This window comes from Staphylococcus durrellii, assembly GCF_015594545.1.
Taxonomy (GTDB): Bacteria; Bacillota; Bacilli; order Staphylococcales; family Staphylococcaceae; genus Staphylococcus; species Staphylococcus durrellii.
In genome coordinates this window covers 1538757-1556872 of record NZ_JADIIO010000001.1, presented here as the reverse complement: position 1 = coordinate 1556872, position 18116 = coordinate 1538757, and the positions used below count along the sequence as shown (strand labels likewise).

The 18116-nt window shown below is 34.0% G+C and carries 17 protein-coding genes; all 17 read left to right on the top strand.

The features are described from left to right. The first annotated feature begins 232 nt into the window (after positions 1–232). The 17 genes from ylqF to ISP02_RS07435 all read left to right on the top strand — a co-directional run bounded on the left by ylqF (position 233) and on the right by ISP02_RS07435 (position 17951). Positions 233–1105, top strand: coding sequence for a ribosome biogenesis GTPase YlqF (ylqF, locus tag ISP02_RS07515; protein WP_195720965.1), 873 nt, complete (start codon positions 233–235; stop codon positions 1103–1105). Then, positions 1098–1877: a ribonuclease HII gene (locus ISP02_RS07510; RefSeq protein WP_195720964.1), complete on the top strand. Its 780-nt coding sequence runs from the start codon at positions 1098–1100 to the stop codon at positions 1875–1877. Before ylqF ends, ISP02_RS07510 begins: the two co-directional genes overlap by 8 nt. Positions 1878–1976: 99 nt before the next feature. Further along, the gene (gene sucC, locus ISP02_RS07505; RefSeq protein ID WP_195720963.1) at positions 1977–3143 is read left to right on the top strand and encodes an ADP-forming succinate--CoA ligase subunit beta; all 1167 of its coding nucleotides are present in this window, start codon (positions 1977–1979) and stop codon (positions 3141–3143) included. Between the two features lie 21 nt (positions 3144–3164). Beyond that, positions 3165–4073 carry a succinate--CoA ligase subunit alpha gene (gene sucD / locus ISP02_RS07500; protein WP_195720962.1) on the top strand — a complete coding sequence of 303 codons (909 nt, stop codon included), beginning with the start codon at positions 3165–3167 and terminating at the stop codon, positions 4071–4073. Between the two features lie 188 nt (positions 4074–4261). Further along, positions 4262–5140, top strand: coding sequence for a DNA-processing protein DprA (locus tag ISP02_RS07495; protein WP_195720961.1), 879 nt, complete (start codon positions 4262–4264; stop codon positions 5138–5140). 174 nt (positions 5141–5314) lie between these two features. Beyond that, entirely contained in the window at positions 5315–7399 is a 2085-nt protein-coding gene (topA, locus tag ISP02_RS07490; RefSeq protein WP_195720960.1) for a type I DNA topoisomerase, read from the top strand. 157 nt (positions 7400–7556) lie between these two features. After that, entirely contained in the window at positions 7557–8864 is a 1308-nt protein-coding gene (gene trmFO, locus ISP02_RS07485; RefSeq protein WP_195720959.1) for an FADH(2)-oxidizing methylenetetrahydrofolate--tRNA-(uracil(54)-C(5))-methyltransferase TrmFO, read from the top strand. Positions 8865–8982: 118 nt separating this feature from the next. Further along, positions 8983–9873: a tyrosine recombinase XerC gene (gene xerC / locus ISP02_RS07480; protein WP_195720958.1), complete on the top strand. Its 891-nt coding sequence runs from the start codon at positions 8983–8985 to the stop codon at positions 9871–9873. A 1-nt stretch (position 9874) separates the two neighbouring features. Next, entirely contained in the window at positions 9875–10417 is a 543-nt protein-coding gene (gene hslV / locus ISP02_RS07475; protein WP_195720957.1) for an ATP-dependent protease subunit HslV, read from the top strand. An 87-nt stretch (positions 10418–10504) separates the two neighbouring features. Next, positions 10505–11908: an ATP-dependent protease ATPase subunit HslU gene (gene hslU, locus ISP02_RS07470; RefSeq protein WP_195720956.1), complete on the top strand. Its 1404-nt coding sequence runs from the start codon at positions 10505–10507 to the stop codon at positions 11906–11908. A 24-nt stretch (positions 11909–11932) separates the two neighbouring features. Further along, entirely contained in the window at positions 11933–12706 is a 774-nt protein-coding gene (gene codY, locus ISP02_RS07465) for a GTP-sensing pleiotropic transcriptional regulator CodY (RefSeq protein ID WP_195720955.1), read from the top strand. A gap of 230 nt (positions 12707–12936) precedes the next feature. Continuing rightward, positions 12937–13731: a 30S ribosomal protein S2 gene (gene rpsB / locus ISP02_RS07460; protein WP_195720954.1), complete on the top strand. Its 795-nt coding sequence runs from the start codon at positions 12937–12939 to the stop codon at positions 13729–13731. A gap of 90 nt (positions 13732–13821) precedes the next feature. Further along, entirely contained in the window at positions 13822–14700 is an 879-nt protein-coding gene (gene tsf, locus ISP02_RS07455) for a translation elongation factor Ts (RefSeq protein ID WP_195720953.1), read from the top strand. A gap of 136 nt (positions 14701–14836) precedes the next feature. Next, on the top strand, positions 14837–15559 hold the full coding sequence (gene pyrH, locus ISP02_RS07450) for a UMP kinase (protein ID WP_195720952.1): 723 nt from the start codon (positions 14837–14839) through the stop codon (positions 15557–15559). A 15-nt stretch (positions 15560–15574) separates the two neighbouring features. Further along, entirely contained in the window at positions 15575–16129 is a 555-nt protein-coding gene (frr, locus tag ISP02_RS07445; RefSeq protein ID WP_195720951.1) for a ribosome recycling factor, read from the top strand. Positions 16130–16388: 259 nt separating this feature from the next. Continuing rightward, positions 16389–17153 (top strand): isoprenyl transferase, encoded by a 765-nt coding sequence (locus ISP02_RS07440; RefSeq protein WP_195720950.1) that lies wholly within the window; start codon positions 16389–16391, stop codon positions 17151–17153. 15 nt (positions 17154–17168) lie between these two features. Beyond that, on the top strand, positions 17169–17951 hold the full coding sequence (locus ISP02_RS07435) for a phosphatidate cytidylyltransferase (RefSeq protein ID WP_195720949.1): 783 nt from the start codon (positions 17169–17171) through the stop codon (positions 17949–17951). Positions 17952–18116 lie beyond the last annotated feature (165 nt).

The following is an 18116-nucleotide window of genomic DNA, read 5'->3' as shown; positions in this document are numbered from 1 at the left end:
TACTCCTGACAAAATTTAATAAATACTAGGGATATTGAATGCTGTTAACAATGTCATGCATTAAGTTGATAAAATTAAGACAAGTGCATTTATGGTCTTACTAAACTTAAAATACTTATAGAAATGGTATCATATTATAGTGATACATATTAAAATAAAATAGAAACTTGTAGTATAAAAATTATTTTACAAATAAACAAATGGAAATATAAATTAAGAAAAGGTGAAAGTTATGGTAATTCAATGGTACCCAGGTCATATGGCTAAAGCCAAGAGACAGGTGACTGAACAATTAAAAAAAGTCGATGTCGTTTTTGAGCTTGTAGATGCGCGTATCCCATACAGTTCAAGAAACCCAATGATTGATGAAGTGATACAGCAAAAGCCAAGAGTAGTTATATTAAATAAAAAAGATATGGCAAATTTAGCAGAATTAGAAAAATGGGAAACTTATTTTACAGAACAAGGCTTTTATCCAGTTGCAGTCGATGCAAAGCATGGTAAAAATCTTAAACAAGTAGAACAAGCAGCCATTAAAGCTACTGAAGAAAAATTTGCTAGAGAGCGCAGTAAAGGTTTAAAACCCAGAGCTATTCGAGCAATGATAGTTGGCATACCTAATGTAGGAAAGTCGACATTAATTAATAAATTAGCAAATAGAGCTATAGCTAAAACCGGAAATACGCCTGGTGTAACAAAGCAACAACAATGGATAAAAATAGGCAAATCATTACAATTATTAGACACGCCAGGCATATTATGGCCAAAATTTGAAGATCAATTAGTAGGTAAGAAATTAAGTATTACGGGTGCAATTAAAGATAGTATCGTGCATTTAGATGAAGTAGCAATATATGGCTTAGAATTTTTAAGACAACACGATTATGAAAATTTGGTTAAGCACTACAATGTTGATATAGCACAGGATGGAGACAATATTACTTGGTTTGAAGCAATTGGACGAAGACGTGGTATGTTGCAAAGAGGGAATGAAGTAGACTATGAAGCAGTTATAGAGTTAATTATAAACGAAATTAGAAACGCTAAAATTGGCACTTACACTTTTGATATTTTTGAAGAAATTGAGCGTGATTATCTTGGCTAAAAAAAGTATTGCTGAGATTAAAACACTATTGCATCAATATATGACGGAAGAACAATTAGATCAATGTGAATATGCAAACGATGGACGTAAAGGCGTACAAAATGCAATTGCTTCTCGTAAAAAACAACTTCAAAAAGAACGTACGTTAGTCGCTCAATATGAGACGATGTCGAGGTTTGAAAATGAGATTTTGGCAACTCAACCGCATGCTTTGATCTGTGGTATTGATGAAGTGGGAAGAGGTCCATTGGCAGGGCCAGTCGTTACCTGTGCAGTTATTTTAAATAAAGAACATAATTTTATAGGTTTAAATGATTCAAAAAAATTATCAGCAAGTAAACGTAACGAGATGGAGCATAAACTTAAAGCTGAAGTGCAAGATTATGCTTTCGGTATTGCATCGGTAGAAGAAATTGATCAATTCAACATATATCAAGCCACAAAATTAGCTATGTCTCGTGCAGTCGCAAATTTAACTCAAACCCCTACACATTTACTAGTCGATGCTATGGAACTGGATATCGATATACCACAGCAATCACTAATTAAAGGTGATGCTCGTAGTGTGTCAATTGCAGCTGCTAGTGTGTTGGCTAAGGAATATAGAGATGACTATATGCGCCAACTTGGATCGGTCTATCCAGGTTATGCATTTGATAAAAATGTAGGATACGGTACTAAAGATCATTTAGATGGAATTGAACGATACGGTATTACAAATGAGCATAGAAAAACTTTTGAACCAATTAAATCTATAGTTAACAATTCTTAAAAAATTAAATAAATTATAAATAACGAGCGTCAAACAGTTTACAATAGCGCTTACATTTTTTATAATTGAAATGCACTTAACCTAAGAGGAGGATGGAGAATGAATATCCACGAGTATCAAGGCAAAAATATCTTTCGTTCCATGGGCGTAGCTGTCCCAGAAGGACGCGTAGCATTTACTGCAGATGAAGCAGTGGAGAAAGCTAAAGAATTAAATTCAGATGTATATGTGGTGAAAGCACAAATCCACGCTGGTGGTAGAGGTAAAGCTGGCGGTGTTAAAATTGCTAAATCACTTTCTGAAGTAGAAAGTTACGCAAATGAGTTATTAGGAAAACAGTTAGTAACTCATCAAACTGGCCCAGAAGGGAAAGAAGTAAAACGCCTTTATATTGAAGAAGGCTGCGATATTCAAAAAGAATATTATGTAGGATTTGTTATCGATAGAGCAACAGATCGTATTACGTTGATGGCTTCAGAAGAAGGCGGTACTGAAATTGAAGAAGTAGCTGCTAAAACACCAGAAAAGATCTTTAAAGAAACTATTGATCCGGTAACTGGTTTAGCACCTTATCAAGCGAGAAGAATCGCTTTTAATATTAATATTCCTAAGGAATCTATTAATAAAGCTGCTAAATTTTTAATTTCTTTATATAACGTATTTGTTGAAAAAGATTGCTCAATCGTTGAAATCAACCCACTAGTAACTACTGGTGACGGTGAAGTTTTAGCATTAGATGCTAAACTTAATTTCGATGACAATGCAATGTTTAGACATAAAGATATCCAAGAATTACGCGATTTAGAAGAAGAAGATCCAAAAGAAATTGAAGCTTCTAAATATGATTTATCATACATAGCATTAGATGGTGACATCGGTTGTATGGTAAACGGTGCAGGCTTAGCAATGGCTACAATGGACACAATTAACCATTTTGGCGGAAATCCAGCTAACTTCCTAGACGTAGGGGGCGGTGCTACTAAAGAAAAAGTTACTGAAGCATTTAAAATCATCTTAGGAGATGACAATGTTAAAGGTATCTTTGTAAATATTTTCGGTGGAATCATGAAATGTGATGTTATCGCTGAAGGTATCGTAGCTGCAGTTAAAGAAGTAGAACTAACTTTACCATTAGTTGTGCGTTTAGAAGGTACAAATGTTAAAGAAGGTAAAGCGATTCTTAAAGAATCTGGATTAGCTATCGAACCAGCCGCTACTATGGCTGAAGGTGCACAAAAAATTGTAAAGCTTGTTAAAGAAGCGTAAGGAAAGGATGGGAGCACTAAGATGAGTGTATTTATAGATAAAAATACAAAAGTAATTGTACAAGGTATCACAGGGTCTACTGCCCTTTTTCATACTAAACAAATGTTAGAATATGGCACACAAATTGTTGCTGGTGTAACACCAGGTAAAGGTGGACAAGTTGTAGAAGGTGTACCTGTATTTAACACAGTGGATGAAGCAAAAGAAGAAACAGGTGCAAATGTATCAGTAATATATGTTCCAGCACCATTCGCAGCGGATGCTATTCTAGAATGTGTCGATGCAGAACTAGACATGGCTATCTGCATTACTGAGCATATTCCAGTTGTAGATATGGTGAAAGTAAAACGTTATTCAGAAGGTAAAAAGACTCGTGTAGTTGGACCAAACTGTCCAGGTGTTATTACTGCTGACGAATGTAAGATTGGTATTATGCCAGGTTACATCCACAAAAAGGGTCACGTAGGTGTTGTTTCACGTTCAGGTACATTAACTTACGAAGCGGTTCACCAATTGACTGAAGAAGGCATTGGTCAAACAACTGCTGTAGGTATCGGAGGCGATCCAGTTAACGGTACTAACTTTATCGATGTGTTAAAAGCATTTAATGAAGATGATGAAACGCATGCGGTAGTTATGATTGGTGAAATCGGTGGTACAGCAGAAGAGGAAGCTGCTGAGTGGATTAAAGCCAACATGAACAAACCTGTAGTAGGTTTCGTTGGTGGTCAAACTGCACCTCCAGGAAAACGTATGGGCCACGCTGGCGCTATAATCTCTGGTGGTAAAGGTACTGCTGAAGAAAAAATCAAAACACTTAATGATTGTGGCGTAAAAACTGCTGATACGCCGTCTGAAATTGGAACTACTTTAATTGAAGCGGCTAAAGAAGCAGGTATTTATGAACAATTACTAACTGTAAAACAATAATATATAATGTTGAGCACAAATTCTGGTTTTGCCAGAATTTGTGCATTTTTATATGCATGCACGCTTACTATTTTTTGAAGTTATGCGCTAAATATTACTCCTTACATTTTAATAACAATTAAGATATGGAAATGTAATAAGGTTGCTTCATTTTTCATTTTATAATGGCTATATAAGGAGGTACGCATATGGCGCAATTTACCTATTTAAAATTATTAGCCGCAGGTTTTACAACACTTCAAATATATAAACTTACAGCCTTTTCACCACATTTTTTAGAATCATCAAGACATGAACAATGCGCTATATTAAATCATTTTGTTCAATTTCAAAGCAATAAAGCACTTAGTACTGCTTGTAACCAATTTAGCAAATTATATACAGAAAAAATAATAGATGATTTGTCAAAAGCTAAAGTTAAATTTATAGCTGTAAATCATGTACACTATTCATCGCTATTACGTGAAATTACATATCCACCATTAATTTTATATTATAGAGGTAATATTAAATTGCTTAATCAAAAAGCGATACTTGGTGTTATTGGCTCAAGAAATGCAACATCGTATACTGAGCAATCTTTACACTATTTGTATCCATCATTTAAACAACACAAGCTATGTATTGTCTCGGGGTTAGCGAAAGGAGCAGATCATAGTGCATTAAAATTAGCACTAAAGTATCATCTGCCCACGATTGCAATTTTGGGATTTGGACATTGTAAACATTATCCGAGGGAAACGCATAAAACGAGAAGTCAAATTGAACAAGATGGATTAGTAATCAGTGAATACCCACCATATACCAATATTAAAAAGTACCATTTCCCTCAACGTAATAGATTGATTAGTGGTATTGCTAAAGGGGTATTAATTACAGAATCCGAAGCGCATTCAGGTACTCAAATAACGATAAATTGTGCATTAGATCAAAATAGAGAAGTGTACGTGATTTCTGGTAGAATATTTGATCGCATGACTAAAGGCAATATGTTAGCCGCACAGCAAGGCGCTAAAATTGTAATGAAACCAGAAGACATAACAGAAGATTTTAAGATGACGATATAATTTGATTAAAATGCTATTTTGCCAACTATACATTGTCTATAAAAATATAGATTTATAGTTACTCATATTTAGTTAAACTTGAGTAATATGATATGTTGTAAAAATAAAGATGAAAATTAAAAACATTGACAAAGTCAAATTAGACCGTTTATTATTTATCTTTGTAAATTAGATATGCAAGGGGGAACTACTTTGGCAGAAAACTTAGTCATAGTTGAATCGCCTGCAAAAGCTAAAACTATTGAAAAATATTTAGGTAAAAAATATAAAGTTATTGCCTCAATGGGTCATGTTAGAGACTTACCTAGAAGTCAAATGGGTGTAGATGAGGAAAACGATTATGAACCGAAATATATAACAATTCGCGGCAAAGGGCCTGTAGTCAAAGACTTAAAAAAACATGCTAAGAAAGCAAAGAACATTTACTTAGCTAGTGACCCTGACCGTGAAGGTGAAGCGATTGCTTGGCATTTAGCTAACTTGTTAGACTTGGAAGACACAAGCGAAAATAGAGTAGTATTTAATGAAATAACTAAAGATGCAGTAAAAGATAGCTTTAAACACCCACGTGGTATTGAAATGGAACTTGTTGATGCACAACAAGCTAGACGTGTATTGGACCGATTAGTTGGTTATAACATCTCACCAGTACTGTGGAAGAAAGTAAAAAAAGGTTTGTCAGCAGGACGTGTTCAATCTGTTGCATTAAGACTTGTTATTGATCGTGAAAATGAAATCAGAAATTTCAAACCCGAGGAGTATTGGAAAATTGAAGGGGAATTTAGACATAAAAAATCTAAATTTAATGCCAAGTTTCTTCATTTAAAAAACAAACCATTTAAGTTAACTAATAAAGATGATGTAGAAAAAATTACTACACAATTAGATGGCGATCAGTTTGAAGTAACAAAGGTTACTACTAAAGAAAAAACACGTTATCCATCTAATCCTTTTACAACTTCTACATTACAACAAGAAGCTGCACGTAAATTAAATTTTAAAGCACGTAAAACGATGATGTTAGCGCAACAATTATATGAAGGTATAGATTTGAAAAAACAAGGTACTGTAGGTTTGATAACTTATATGCGTACTGACTCAACTAGAATATCAGACCAGGCTAAAGCTGAAGCAAAAAGTTATATCGAAGAGACTTATGGTAAATCTTATACTTCAAATCGTAAGGCGAAAGGCCAAGGTGACCAAGATGCCCACGAAGCCGTAAGGCCAACAAGTACATTACGTACGCCTAGCCAAATGAAAGATTATTTAACGCGAGACCAATACCGTCTTTATAAATTAATATGGGAACGTTTTGTGGCTAGTCAAATGGCGCCGGCTATTTTGGATACTGTAGCAATGGATCTAACTCAAAATGATTTGAAATTCCGTGCTAATGGTCAAACTATTAAATTTAAAGGTTTTATGACACTTTACGTTGAAGCAAAAGATGACAGTGACGACAGTCAAGATAATAAATTACCTAAAATAAGCGAAGGAGAAATGGTTACAGCGACAAATATTGAACCGTCTCAACATTTTACGCAACCGCCTCCACGTTATACAGAAGCTCGCTTAGTCAAAACCTTAGAGGAATTAAAAATCGGTCGTCCATCAACTTATGCACCAACAATCGATACGATTCAAAAACGTAATTATGTTAAAAATGAAAGTAAACGGTTCGTACCGACTGAACTTGGAGAAATTGTTCACGAACAAGTTAAAGAATATTTCCCTGAAATTATTGACGTCGACTTCACTGCTAATATGGAAACATTATTAGATAAAGTTGCTGAAGGAGAAGTCGCATGGAAAAAAGTTATTAGAGATTTCTTTAGCAGTTTCAAACAGGATGTTGAACGTGCAGAAGAAGAAATGGAAAAAATTGAAATCAAGGATGAACCTGCTGGGGAAGATTGTGAACTCTGTGGCGCACCAATGGTTATTAAAATGGGACGTTACGGTAAGTTTATGGCATGTTCAAATTTTCCTGACTGTAGAAACACGAAAGCAATTGTTAAATCTATTGGTGTGACATGCCCTAAATGTAAAGAGGGAGAAGTCGTAGAACGTAAATCTAAGAAAAATAGATTGTTTTATGGTTGCTCTAAGTATCCAGACTGTGATTTCATTAGTTGGGATAAACCAGTAGGTAGAGATTGTCCAAAATGTAATGAATACTTGGTCGAACGTAAAAAAGGTAAAACAAGCCAAGTGGTTTGTTCAAACTGTGACTATAAAGAAGAAGAGCAAAAATAAATATATATTGTTACAAGCTATCGTTTTAATGTTAAAATAATATTATCACTAATGAAGTAATCGATAACGATATAAATTAAAGCAACTAACGGCAAAAATATAGTGTCTTGCTATTTAACTTGTCGTAGTTGCTATTTTAATGTAATGGAGGAAATAAATGATGCAAACAGTTAACGTGGTAGGCGCAGGATTAGCTGGATCTGAGGCAGCATATCAACTTGCACAAAGAGGCGTAAAAGTGAACTTAATCGAAATGAGACCAGTTAAACAGACGCCTGCGCATCATACAGATAAATTCGCTGAGCTAGTTTGTTCTAATTCGTTAAGAGGTAATGCCTTAACAAATGCTGTTGGTGTTTTAAAAGAAGAAATGAGACGCTTAGACTCTTTAATTATTAAAGCAGCAGATAGTGCAAGGGTACCAGCTGGGGGTGCTTTAGCTGTTGATAGACATGATTTTGCGGGTTATATAACTGAAACTTTAAGAAATCATCCCAATGTATCGGTGCTCAACCAAGAAGTTAACAGTATACCTGAAGGTTATACAATTATTGCAACAGGCCCTCTTACTACTGATAGTTTGGCCAAAGAAATTGTAGACGTAACTGGTAAAGATCAACTTTATTTCTATGATGCAGCTGCACCTATTATAGAAAAAGATACGATTGATATGGATAAAGTTTATTTGAAATCAAGATATGATAAAGGCGAAGCTGCATACTTAAACTGTCCAATGACTGAAGAAGAATTTAATCGTTTTTATGACGCAGTTATAGAGGCGGAAGTAGCTCCTACCAATGACTTTGAAAAAGAAAAATATTTTGAAGGTTGTATGCCATTCGAAGTCATGGCTGAGCGTGGTAGAAAGACATTGTTATTCGGTCCAATGAAACCTGTAGGACTTGAAGATCCCAAAACGGATAAAAGACCATACGCAGTTGTTCAATTAAGGCAAGATGATGCAGCCGGAACTTTATATAATATAGTAGGATTCCAAACACATTTAAAATGGGGCGCACAAAAAGATGTAATTCGTCTTATTCCTGGCTTAGAAAATGTAGAAATCGTACGTTATGGAGTAATGCATAGAAACACATTTATCAATTCGCCAGATGTACTAACTGAAACATACGCATTAAAAAATAGAGAAAATTTATATTTTGCAGGCCAAATGACTGGCGTGGAAGGCTATGTAGAAAGTGCCGCAAGTGGTTTAATTGCTGGGATAAACGTTGCACACAAATTAAAAAACAAAGCAGAAGTGATTTTCCCAAGAGAGACTATGTTAGGCAGTATGGCTTACTATATTTCTCATGCTAAAAATGAAAAAAACTTTCAACCTATGAATGCTAACTTTGGTTTATTGCCAGCTTTAGAACAAAGAATTAAAGATAAAAAAGAGCGTTATGAAATATTAGCTAATAGGGCGTTATCATATTTAGATAACTATAAAAAAACATTATAATTTAAAGGTGAAGTACTATTCTTCGGAAAATTTTGATAATTGAACACAATTTAATAGTTATTTTTAGCAGTCCCCTCCAACAATGTGCTACAATGCAAAATGATGGAGGGGTTTTCTAGTGGAACAAATACAAGAAGCGTATCTATATATGCTCAAAGTTGAACGTCAATTTTCTAATCATACACTAAAGTCTTATTACGATGATATGCATCAATTTAATGACTTTTTACAACAGGAACATTTAGATTTAAAGTCATTTGAGTATAAAGACGCTCGTAACTTTTTAAGTTTTTTATATTCGAAAAGCTTGAAAAGAACGACAGTTTCTCGTAAAATTTCTACGCTGAGAAGTTTTTATGAATATTGGATGACTCAAGATGAAAATGTTGTTAACCCATTTGTTCAGCTAGTTCATCCAAAAAAAGAACAATATTTACCTCACTTTTTTTACGAAGAAGAAATGGAAGCTTTATTTAAAACGGTAACTACAGATCCTAAAAAAGGATTAAGAGATAGAGTGATATTAGAGTTGTTGTATGCAACTGGTATACGTGTTTCTGAATTAGTTCATATCAAAGAACAAGATTTAGACATGAAATCTCCCGGAGTTAAAGTTTTAGGTAAGGGTAATAAAGAAAGATTTATTCCATTTGGAGAATTTTGTAAACAAAGTATCGAAGCGTATTTGTCACAATTTAAACCTAAGTTACAAAGTAATCACAATTTCTTATTAGTTAATATGAAAGGTGCCCCGATTACTGAGAGAGGCGTACGGTTTGTATTAAATGATGTAGTTAAACGTACATCTGGGGTTACTGATATTCATCCCCATAAAATACGGCATACATTTGCTACTCATATGTTAAATGAAGGTGCAGATTTAAGAACGGTTCAATCATTGTTAGGGCATGTGAATTTATCGACTACTGGTCGCTATACACACGTTTCTAATGAACAGTTAAGAAAAGTATATTTAAATGCACACCCACGTGCGAAAAAGGAGAATTAAAATGAGTACATCAATTCATGCAACGACAATATTTGCAGTTCAACATGATGGACATTGTGCGATGGCAGGAGATGGCCAAGTTACCTTGGGCGAACAAGTAATTATGAAACAAACGGCGAGAAAAGTAAGAAGGTTGTATGAGGGTAAAGTATTAGCTGGTTTTGCGGGCAGTGTTGCCGATGCTTTCACGTTGTTTGAAAAATTTGAAACTAAATTACAACAGTTTGGTGGAAATCTAGAACGCGCAGCAGTGGAACTAGCACAAGAATGGCGCGGAGATAAACAACTACGTCAACTGGAAGCAATGTTAATCGTTATGGATCAGTCGTCTATCCTAGTTGTTAGTGGTACGGGTGAAGTTATTGCACCTGACGATAACTTAATAGCTATAGGTTCCGGAGGCAATTACGCCTTGAGTGCGGGCAGAGCATTAAAAAAGCATGCGACAAATCTTAGCGCCAAAGAAATGGCGTACGAAAGTTTAAAAGTTGCGGCAGATATTTGCGTATTTACAAATGATCAAATTATTGTAGAAGAACTATAAAAAGCAAATTAAAAGATAGATTATAATTGTTATAGTAAAAATCAATATGTATAGCTTATTGTATTTGAGATGGAGGGTATAATTACTATGGTTGAAAATGGCATAAAACTCACGCCGAAGGACATAGTTTCAAAATTAAACGAATATATTGTCGGACAAGCAGACGCAAAGCGTAAAGTTGCGATTGCGTTAAGAAACAGATATAGAAGAAGTTTGTTATCTGAAGAAGTAAAACAAGAAATCGCACCAAAGAATATACTGATGATTGGTCCTACAGGCGTTGGTAAAACAGAAATAGCAAGACGTATGGCTAAAATAGTAGGTGCCCCTTTTATTAAAGTAGAAGCTACTAAATTTACCGAAGTAGGTTACGTGGGTCGCGATGTTGAAAGCATGGTTAGAGATTTAGTTGATATAGCAGTAAGATTAGTTAAAGAAGAGAAAAAAGTTTTAGTTAAAGATGACGCTGAGAAAAAAGCAAATGAAAAACTAGTAAAACTATTAGTACCAAGTATGAAGAAAAAAGCAAATCAATCTTCTAACCCATTAGAATCTATACTTGGTGGCAATATGCCAAACTTCGGTCAAAATCAAGATGAGGAAGAGGAAGCACCAACTGAAGAAGTTAAAACTAAACGTTCAGAAATTAAACAACAACTATTAGCTGGTAAATTAGAAGAAGAAAAGGTTCGTATTAAAGTTGAACAAGATCCTGGCGCAATGGGTATGTTAGGTACGAATCAAAATCAACAAATGCAAGATATGATGAATCAATTAATGCCTAAGAAAAAAGTTGAACGTGAGGTTCCAGTTAAAACAGCTCGAAAAATATTAACTGATGAATTTGCAGATGAGTTAATAGACCAAGAGACTGCTAACCAAGAAGCAATTCAACTTGCGGAAGAAATGGGTATTATATTTATCGATGAAATTGATAAAGTAGCAACAAATAATCAAAACTCTGGTCAAGATGTTTCGCGACAAGGGGTACAAAGAGATATTCTACCTATTGTTGAAGGTGGCATGGTTCAAACAAAATATGGTACTGTAAATACTGAACATATGCTGTTTATAGGTGCAGGTGCTTTCCATGTATCTAAACCAAGCGACTTAATCCCAGAACTTCAAGGACGATTCCCAATTCGTGTCGAATTGGAAAGTCTATCAGTAGAAGATTTCGTAAGCATTTTGACAGAACCAAAATTATCACTAATAAAACAGTATGAAGCGCTACTATTAACTGAAGACGTCACAGTTAAATTTACTGATGATGCGGTTAAACGTTTAGCAGAAATTGCATACCAAGTGAACCAAGATACTGATAATATAGGTGCAAGACGTTTACACACAATATTAGAAAAAATGCTAGAAGATTTATCTTACGAAGCTCCTAATATGCCGAGCGCAGTTGTAGACATTACACCACAGTATGTCGATGACAAACTAAAATCAATATCAATGAACAAAGATCTAAGCGCATTTATATTATAAAATCAACTATAAAGGAGAGACAAAATGAGTTTATTATCAAAGACAAGAGAATTAAATATACTGTTACAAAAGCATAAAGGTATTGCTGTAGACTTTAAAGATGTGGCCCAAACTATTAGTAGCGTTACCGTGACTAATGTTTTTATCGTTTCGAGAAAAGGTAAAATTTTAGGCTCTAATTTAAATGAATTATTAAAAAACCAGCGTATTATTCAAATGCTAGAAAATCGTCACATTCCTAGTGAATACACTGAAAAACTTATGGATGTCAAAGAAACACAATCTAACATAGAAATTAGCGACGTTCTTACAGTTTTTCCACCTGAAAATGAAGAACTATTTAAAGATAGCAGAACTACAATTTTCCCTATCTTAGGTGGGGGAGAACGATTAGGTACTCTAGTATTAGGACGCGTTCATGATGATTTTTCCGAAAATGATTTAGTGCTAGGTGAATATGCCGCAACTGTTATTGGAATGGAAATTTTACGTGAAAAACATAATGAAGTTGAACAAGAAGCACGTGATAAAGCAGCAATTAATATGGCTATAAATTCACTTTCATATTCTGAAAGTGAAGCTATTGATCATATCTTTGAAGAACTAGGTGGTAAAGAAGGATTACTTATTGCTTCAAAAGTTGCAGACAGAGTTGGCATTACAAGATCTGTAATCGTTAACGCACTTAGAAAGCTAGAAAGTGCCGGTGTAATTGAATCTCGTTCGTTAGGCATGAAAGGTACATTTATTAAAGTTAAAAAAGAAAAGTTCCTTGATGAATTAAGCAACATTAAATAATCTTTAGATAGTAAAAAAGCGACAGTAGTAAATTTCGACTTGTCGTTTTTTTTATGACAAAATTCACTGAAATTAATTTATTGCGAAGTCACTATAATTGTGGTATATTAGTAAACGGCTATTGAGCCAATACACACACGAAGAGTGGAAGTATAAAGGGTGCGAAATTTTAATTTCGTGTTTATATGAGCTTTTTGTGGAGGTAAAAAAACCATTAGGAGGATTTAATTATGGCAGTAATTTCAATGAAACAATTACTAGAAGCAGGTGTTCACTTCGGTCACCAAACACGCCGTTGGAACCCAAAAATGAAAAGATACATTTTCACTGAAAGAAATGGTATCTATATTATCGACCTACAAAAAACAGTTAAAAAAGTAGAAGAAGCTTATAACTTCATTAAACAAGTTTCTGAAGATGGCGGACGCGTTTTATTTGTTGGTACTAAAAAACAAGCACAAGAATCAGTTAAAGCTGAAGCAGAACGTGCTGGTCAATTTTATGTTAACCAAAGATGGTTAGGTGGAATCTTAACTAACTACAAAACAATCTCTAAACGTATCAAGCGTATCTCTGAAATCGAAAAAATGGAAGAAGATGGCTTATTCGAAGTATTACCTAAAAAAGAAGTTGTAGAACTTAAAAAAGAATACGACCGTTTAATCAAATTCTTAGGCGGTATTCGTGATATGAAAACGATGCCTCAAGCATTATTTGTAGTTGACCCTCGTAAAGAGCGTAACGCAATTGCTGAAGCACGTAAATTAAACATCCCTATCGTAGGTATTGTGGATACAAACTGTGATCCTGATGAAATTGATTACGTTATCCCAGCAAACGATGACGCTATTCGTGCAGTTAAATTGTTAACTGGTAAAATGGCAGACGCAGTCTTAGAAGGTCAACAAGGTGTATCTAATGAAGAAGTAGCAGCAGAACAAAACATTAATCTTGAAGAATCAACTGAAACTGAAGCTACTGAATCAGCATCAACTGAAGAAAACACTTCTGTTGAATCAAACTAAGAATAATGTAAAATGGGTGATAAGATAATGAGGCTTATCACTCTTTTTTAAAATAAATAATAAATTTATGGAATAATGGAGGAATATTAAATGGCAATTTCAGCTAAACTTGTTAAAGAATTACGTGAAAAAACTGGCGCTGGTATGATGGATTGTAAAAAAGCGTTAACTGAGACAGATGGTGACATCGATAAAGCAATCGATTATCTACGTGAAAAAGGTATTTCAAAAGCTGCTAAAAAAGCAGACCGTATTGCAGCAGAAGGTTTAGTACATGCAGAACAAATAGGAAATGACGCAGCAATCGTAGAAATCAACTCAGAAACTGACTTCGTTGCGCGTAACGAAGGTTTCCAAGAATTAGTTAAAGAAATTGCGATTCAGGTTCTTGAAACTAAAGTAAATTCAGTAGAAGAATTATTGGAAACTAAATTAGCTGATGGTAAAACTGTCGATGAACGTATGAAAGAATCAATTGCTACAATTGGTGAAAAATTAAGCATCCGTCGTTTTGCAGTTAGAACTAAAACAGATAACGACGCTTTTGGTATTTATAAACATATGGGTGGACGTATTGGTGTGCTATCTGTTGTTGAAGGTACTACAGATGAAGAAGCAGCTAAAGACGTTGCTATGCATATCGCAGCAATTAACCCTAAATATGTTTCTTCAGACCAAGTAAATGATGAAGAAATTGCTCACGAAAAAGAAGTACTTAAACAACAAGCATTAAATGAAGGTAAACCAGAAAATATCGTTGAAAAAATGGTAGAAGGTCGTTTACGTAAATATTTACAAGAAATTTGTGCAGTTGACCAAAACTTTGTTAAAGATCCAGATCAAACAGTTGAAGCTTATTTAAAATCTAAAGGTGGAAAACTTGTTGACTTCGTACGCTATGAAGTAGGCGAAGGTATGGAGAAACGCGAAGAAAACTTCGCTGATGAAGTTAAAGGACAAATGAAATAATTTTTCATAAGTGTTGAACAAGAAAGAAGACACCTTTTGTGCCTCAGTATAAAAGATAAACTTTTGTATAGGTCCAACTAACGTGTCTTCTTTACTTGTATCATTTACATATATTTTCAATAGAGAGGATAAGACGATGGCTGATACTTCAAAATTCAAACGTGTTGTTTTAAAATTAAGTGGCGAGGCACTTGCAGGAGATAAAGGTAGTGGTATAAACCCTATCATTATTAAAAGTGTTGCTAAACAAGTAGCTGAAGTTGCAAAAATGGATTGTGAAATTGCTGTAATTGTTGGCGGTGGCAATATTTGGAGAGGTAAAACAGGTGCTGATTTAGGTATGGACCGTGGTACTGCTGATTACATGGGTATGTTAGCAACTGTAATGAATGCATTGGCATTACAAGATAGCTTAGAACAACTGGATTGTGATACACGTGTCTTAACTTCAATTGAAATGAAACAAGTGGCAGAACCTTATATAAGACGTCGTGCGATTAGACATTTAGAGAAGAAAAGAGTAGTTATTTTTGCTGCTGGTATTGGTAACCCATATTTCTCTACAGATACTACAGCTGCTTTACGTGCAGCAGAAGTTGAAGCAGATGTTATCTTAATGGGTAAAAACAATGTAGATGGTGTTTATTCTGCCGATCCTAAAGTAGATGAAAATGCAATAAAATATGAACATTTAACACATATTCAAATGTTACAAGAAGGTTTACAAGTAATGGATTCTACTGCATCATCATTCTGTATGGATAATAATATTCCTTTAAATGTATTCTCGATTATGGAAGAAGGAAATATTAAACGTGCAGTGATGGGTGAAAAAATAGGTACGTTAATTACTAAATAATTAGAGGTGTAAAATATGAGTGACATAATTAATGATACGAAGAGTAAAATGAAAAAATCTATCGATAATTTTTCAAGAGAATTAGCAAACATTAGTGCTGGTCGTGCTAATTCAAATCTATTAAATGGAGTTACTGTTGATTACTACGGTGCACCTACTCCTGTGCAACAATTAGCAAGTATCAATGTTCCTGAAGCTCGTTTATTAGTAATATCTCCATACGATAAAAGCTCTGTTGGAAATATTGAAAAAGCAATTAATGCAGCTAACTTAGGTGTAAATCCTTCAAGTGATGGAGAAGTGATTAGAATTGCTGTTCCTGCGCTTACAGAAGAACGTCGTAAAGAACTAGTTAAAGAAGTTAAAAAAATTAGTGAAAATGCTAAAGTAGCAGTAAGAAATGTTCGTCGTGACAGTAATGATGCGTTGAAAAAACAAGAAAAAGACGGAAACATTACTGAAGATGACTTAAGATCACAAACGGATGATATACAAAAACTTACTGACGATTCTATTAAGGAAATCGATAATTTACTTGAGGAAAAAGAACAAGATATTTTATCAGTATAATGATGGTAAGACTGTGCTATAAGTAATTTGTACATTTCATGACGTTTTTATTGAGACTAACATATTTGTTAATATGAGGTATTAAAGCTTGTGTTAAAGTAATTAGTTTTTTATGATGATATGGACTGTATCAAATAAGACTTTGGTACAGTTTTTTCTTTGTTTATGTAATGTACAGATTTAGTATGGTAAAATGGTAGATAATTGTATAATGAACCTATTATAATATACAGAGATGATCATGCTCGGAGGAAATACCATGTTTAAAAACCTTAAAAAGAAGAATAAAACACCTTCTAATCAAGAAAAAAATGATTTGGATATACATAACATACCTCAACATGTTGCAATCATAATGGATGGCAATGGTCGCTGGGCAAAACAAAGAAAACTGCCGAGAATAAAAGGTCATTATCAAGGTATGCAAACCGTAAAAACAATCACTAAAGCTGCGAGCGATATGGGATTAAAATATTTAACACTTTATGCATTTTCTACTGAAAATTGGTCGAGACCTGAAAATGAAGTAAATTATATCATGAGTTTACCGGTTAATTTTTTAAAAACATTTTTACCCGAACTTATTGAAAATAATGTTAAAGTTGAAACGATAGGTATTTTAGATAATTTACCTAAGTCTACACTTAAGGCTATAGCAAAAGCGAAGGCTGATACTCAAAATAATACAGGTATGAAATTAATTTTTGCGATTAATTATGGTGGTCGTGCAGAAATTGTACATAGTGTAAGATCTCTCTATGAAGAGTTATTAGCTGAGGGTGCAAGTTCTGAAAAAATTGATGAAAGTCTAATATCGGAACATTTATTCACTCATAATTATCCTGATCCAGATTTATTGATAAGAACTTCGGGAGAGCAACGCATTAGTAATTTCTTAATTTGGCAAGTTTCATATAGTGAATTTATCTTTAATGAAAAATTTTGGCCTGATTTTGATAAAGATGAACTAACAAAATGTATAAAAATTTATCAGTCACGCCAGCGACGTTTTGGCGGGCTATAAAGTTAGGAGAATAGTATGAAAGTTAGAACTTTAACTGCAATAATAGCTCTGATTATCTTCCTTCCCATATTACTTAAGGGCGGATTAATACTAATGCTATTTTCATATTTGCTTGCCTTTATTGGCTTGAAAGAATTGTTAAATATGAACATGATTAAGTTTATGTCAGTTCCTGGACTTATTTCTGCACTTGGTATATTGATTATCATGTTGCCTCAAGACGCTGGTGCATGGGTAGATGATTTTCAACTTAAATCTCTAATAGCCATTAGCTTTATATTATTAAGTTATACCGTATTATCTAAAAATAGATTTAGTTTTATGGATGCCGCCTTTTGTTTAATGGCTGTTGCTTATGTAGGTATTGGTTTTATGTATTTATATGCAACACGTTCTGAAGGTTTACACTATATCTTATATGCTTTTCTAGTAGTATGGTTAACAGATACAGGAGCGTATATTTTCGGGCGTTTAATAGGAAAACACAAATTATGGCCAGTTATTAGCCCTAATAAAACTATAGAAGGCTTTATTGGTGGACTAATTTGTAGTTTATTAGTACCAATTATTATGTTGTTCTTTGTCGACTTTAATATCGCTGTTTGGTTATTACTAATTTGGACAGTAGTATTAAGTGCATTTGGTCAACTTGGTGATTTGGTGGAGTCAGGTTTTAAACGTCATTTTGGTGTTAAAGACTCTGGCAGAATACTGCCTGGACATGGTGGTATATTGGATCGCTTTGATAGCTTCATGTTTGTATTACCTTTGGTTAATATTTTACTCATTCAAATGTAATTATGTGACCAATTTATTACTACCAGCATGAACATACAAAAATGCTTCACGATTGTATAATGGAATAAAGTTGTCGAGTAGGAGTTAATGAGGTAAAATAACTACATCATTTGAGTGGTTATTTATTTCTTAACTCCTTTTCACAAGCTTAAATAAATTAACCTT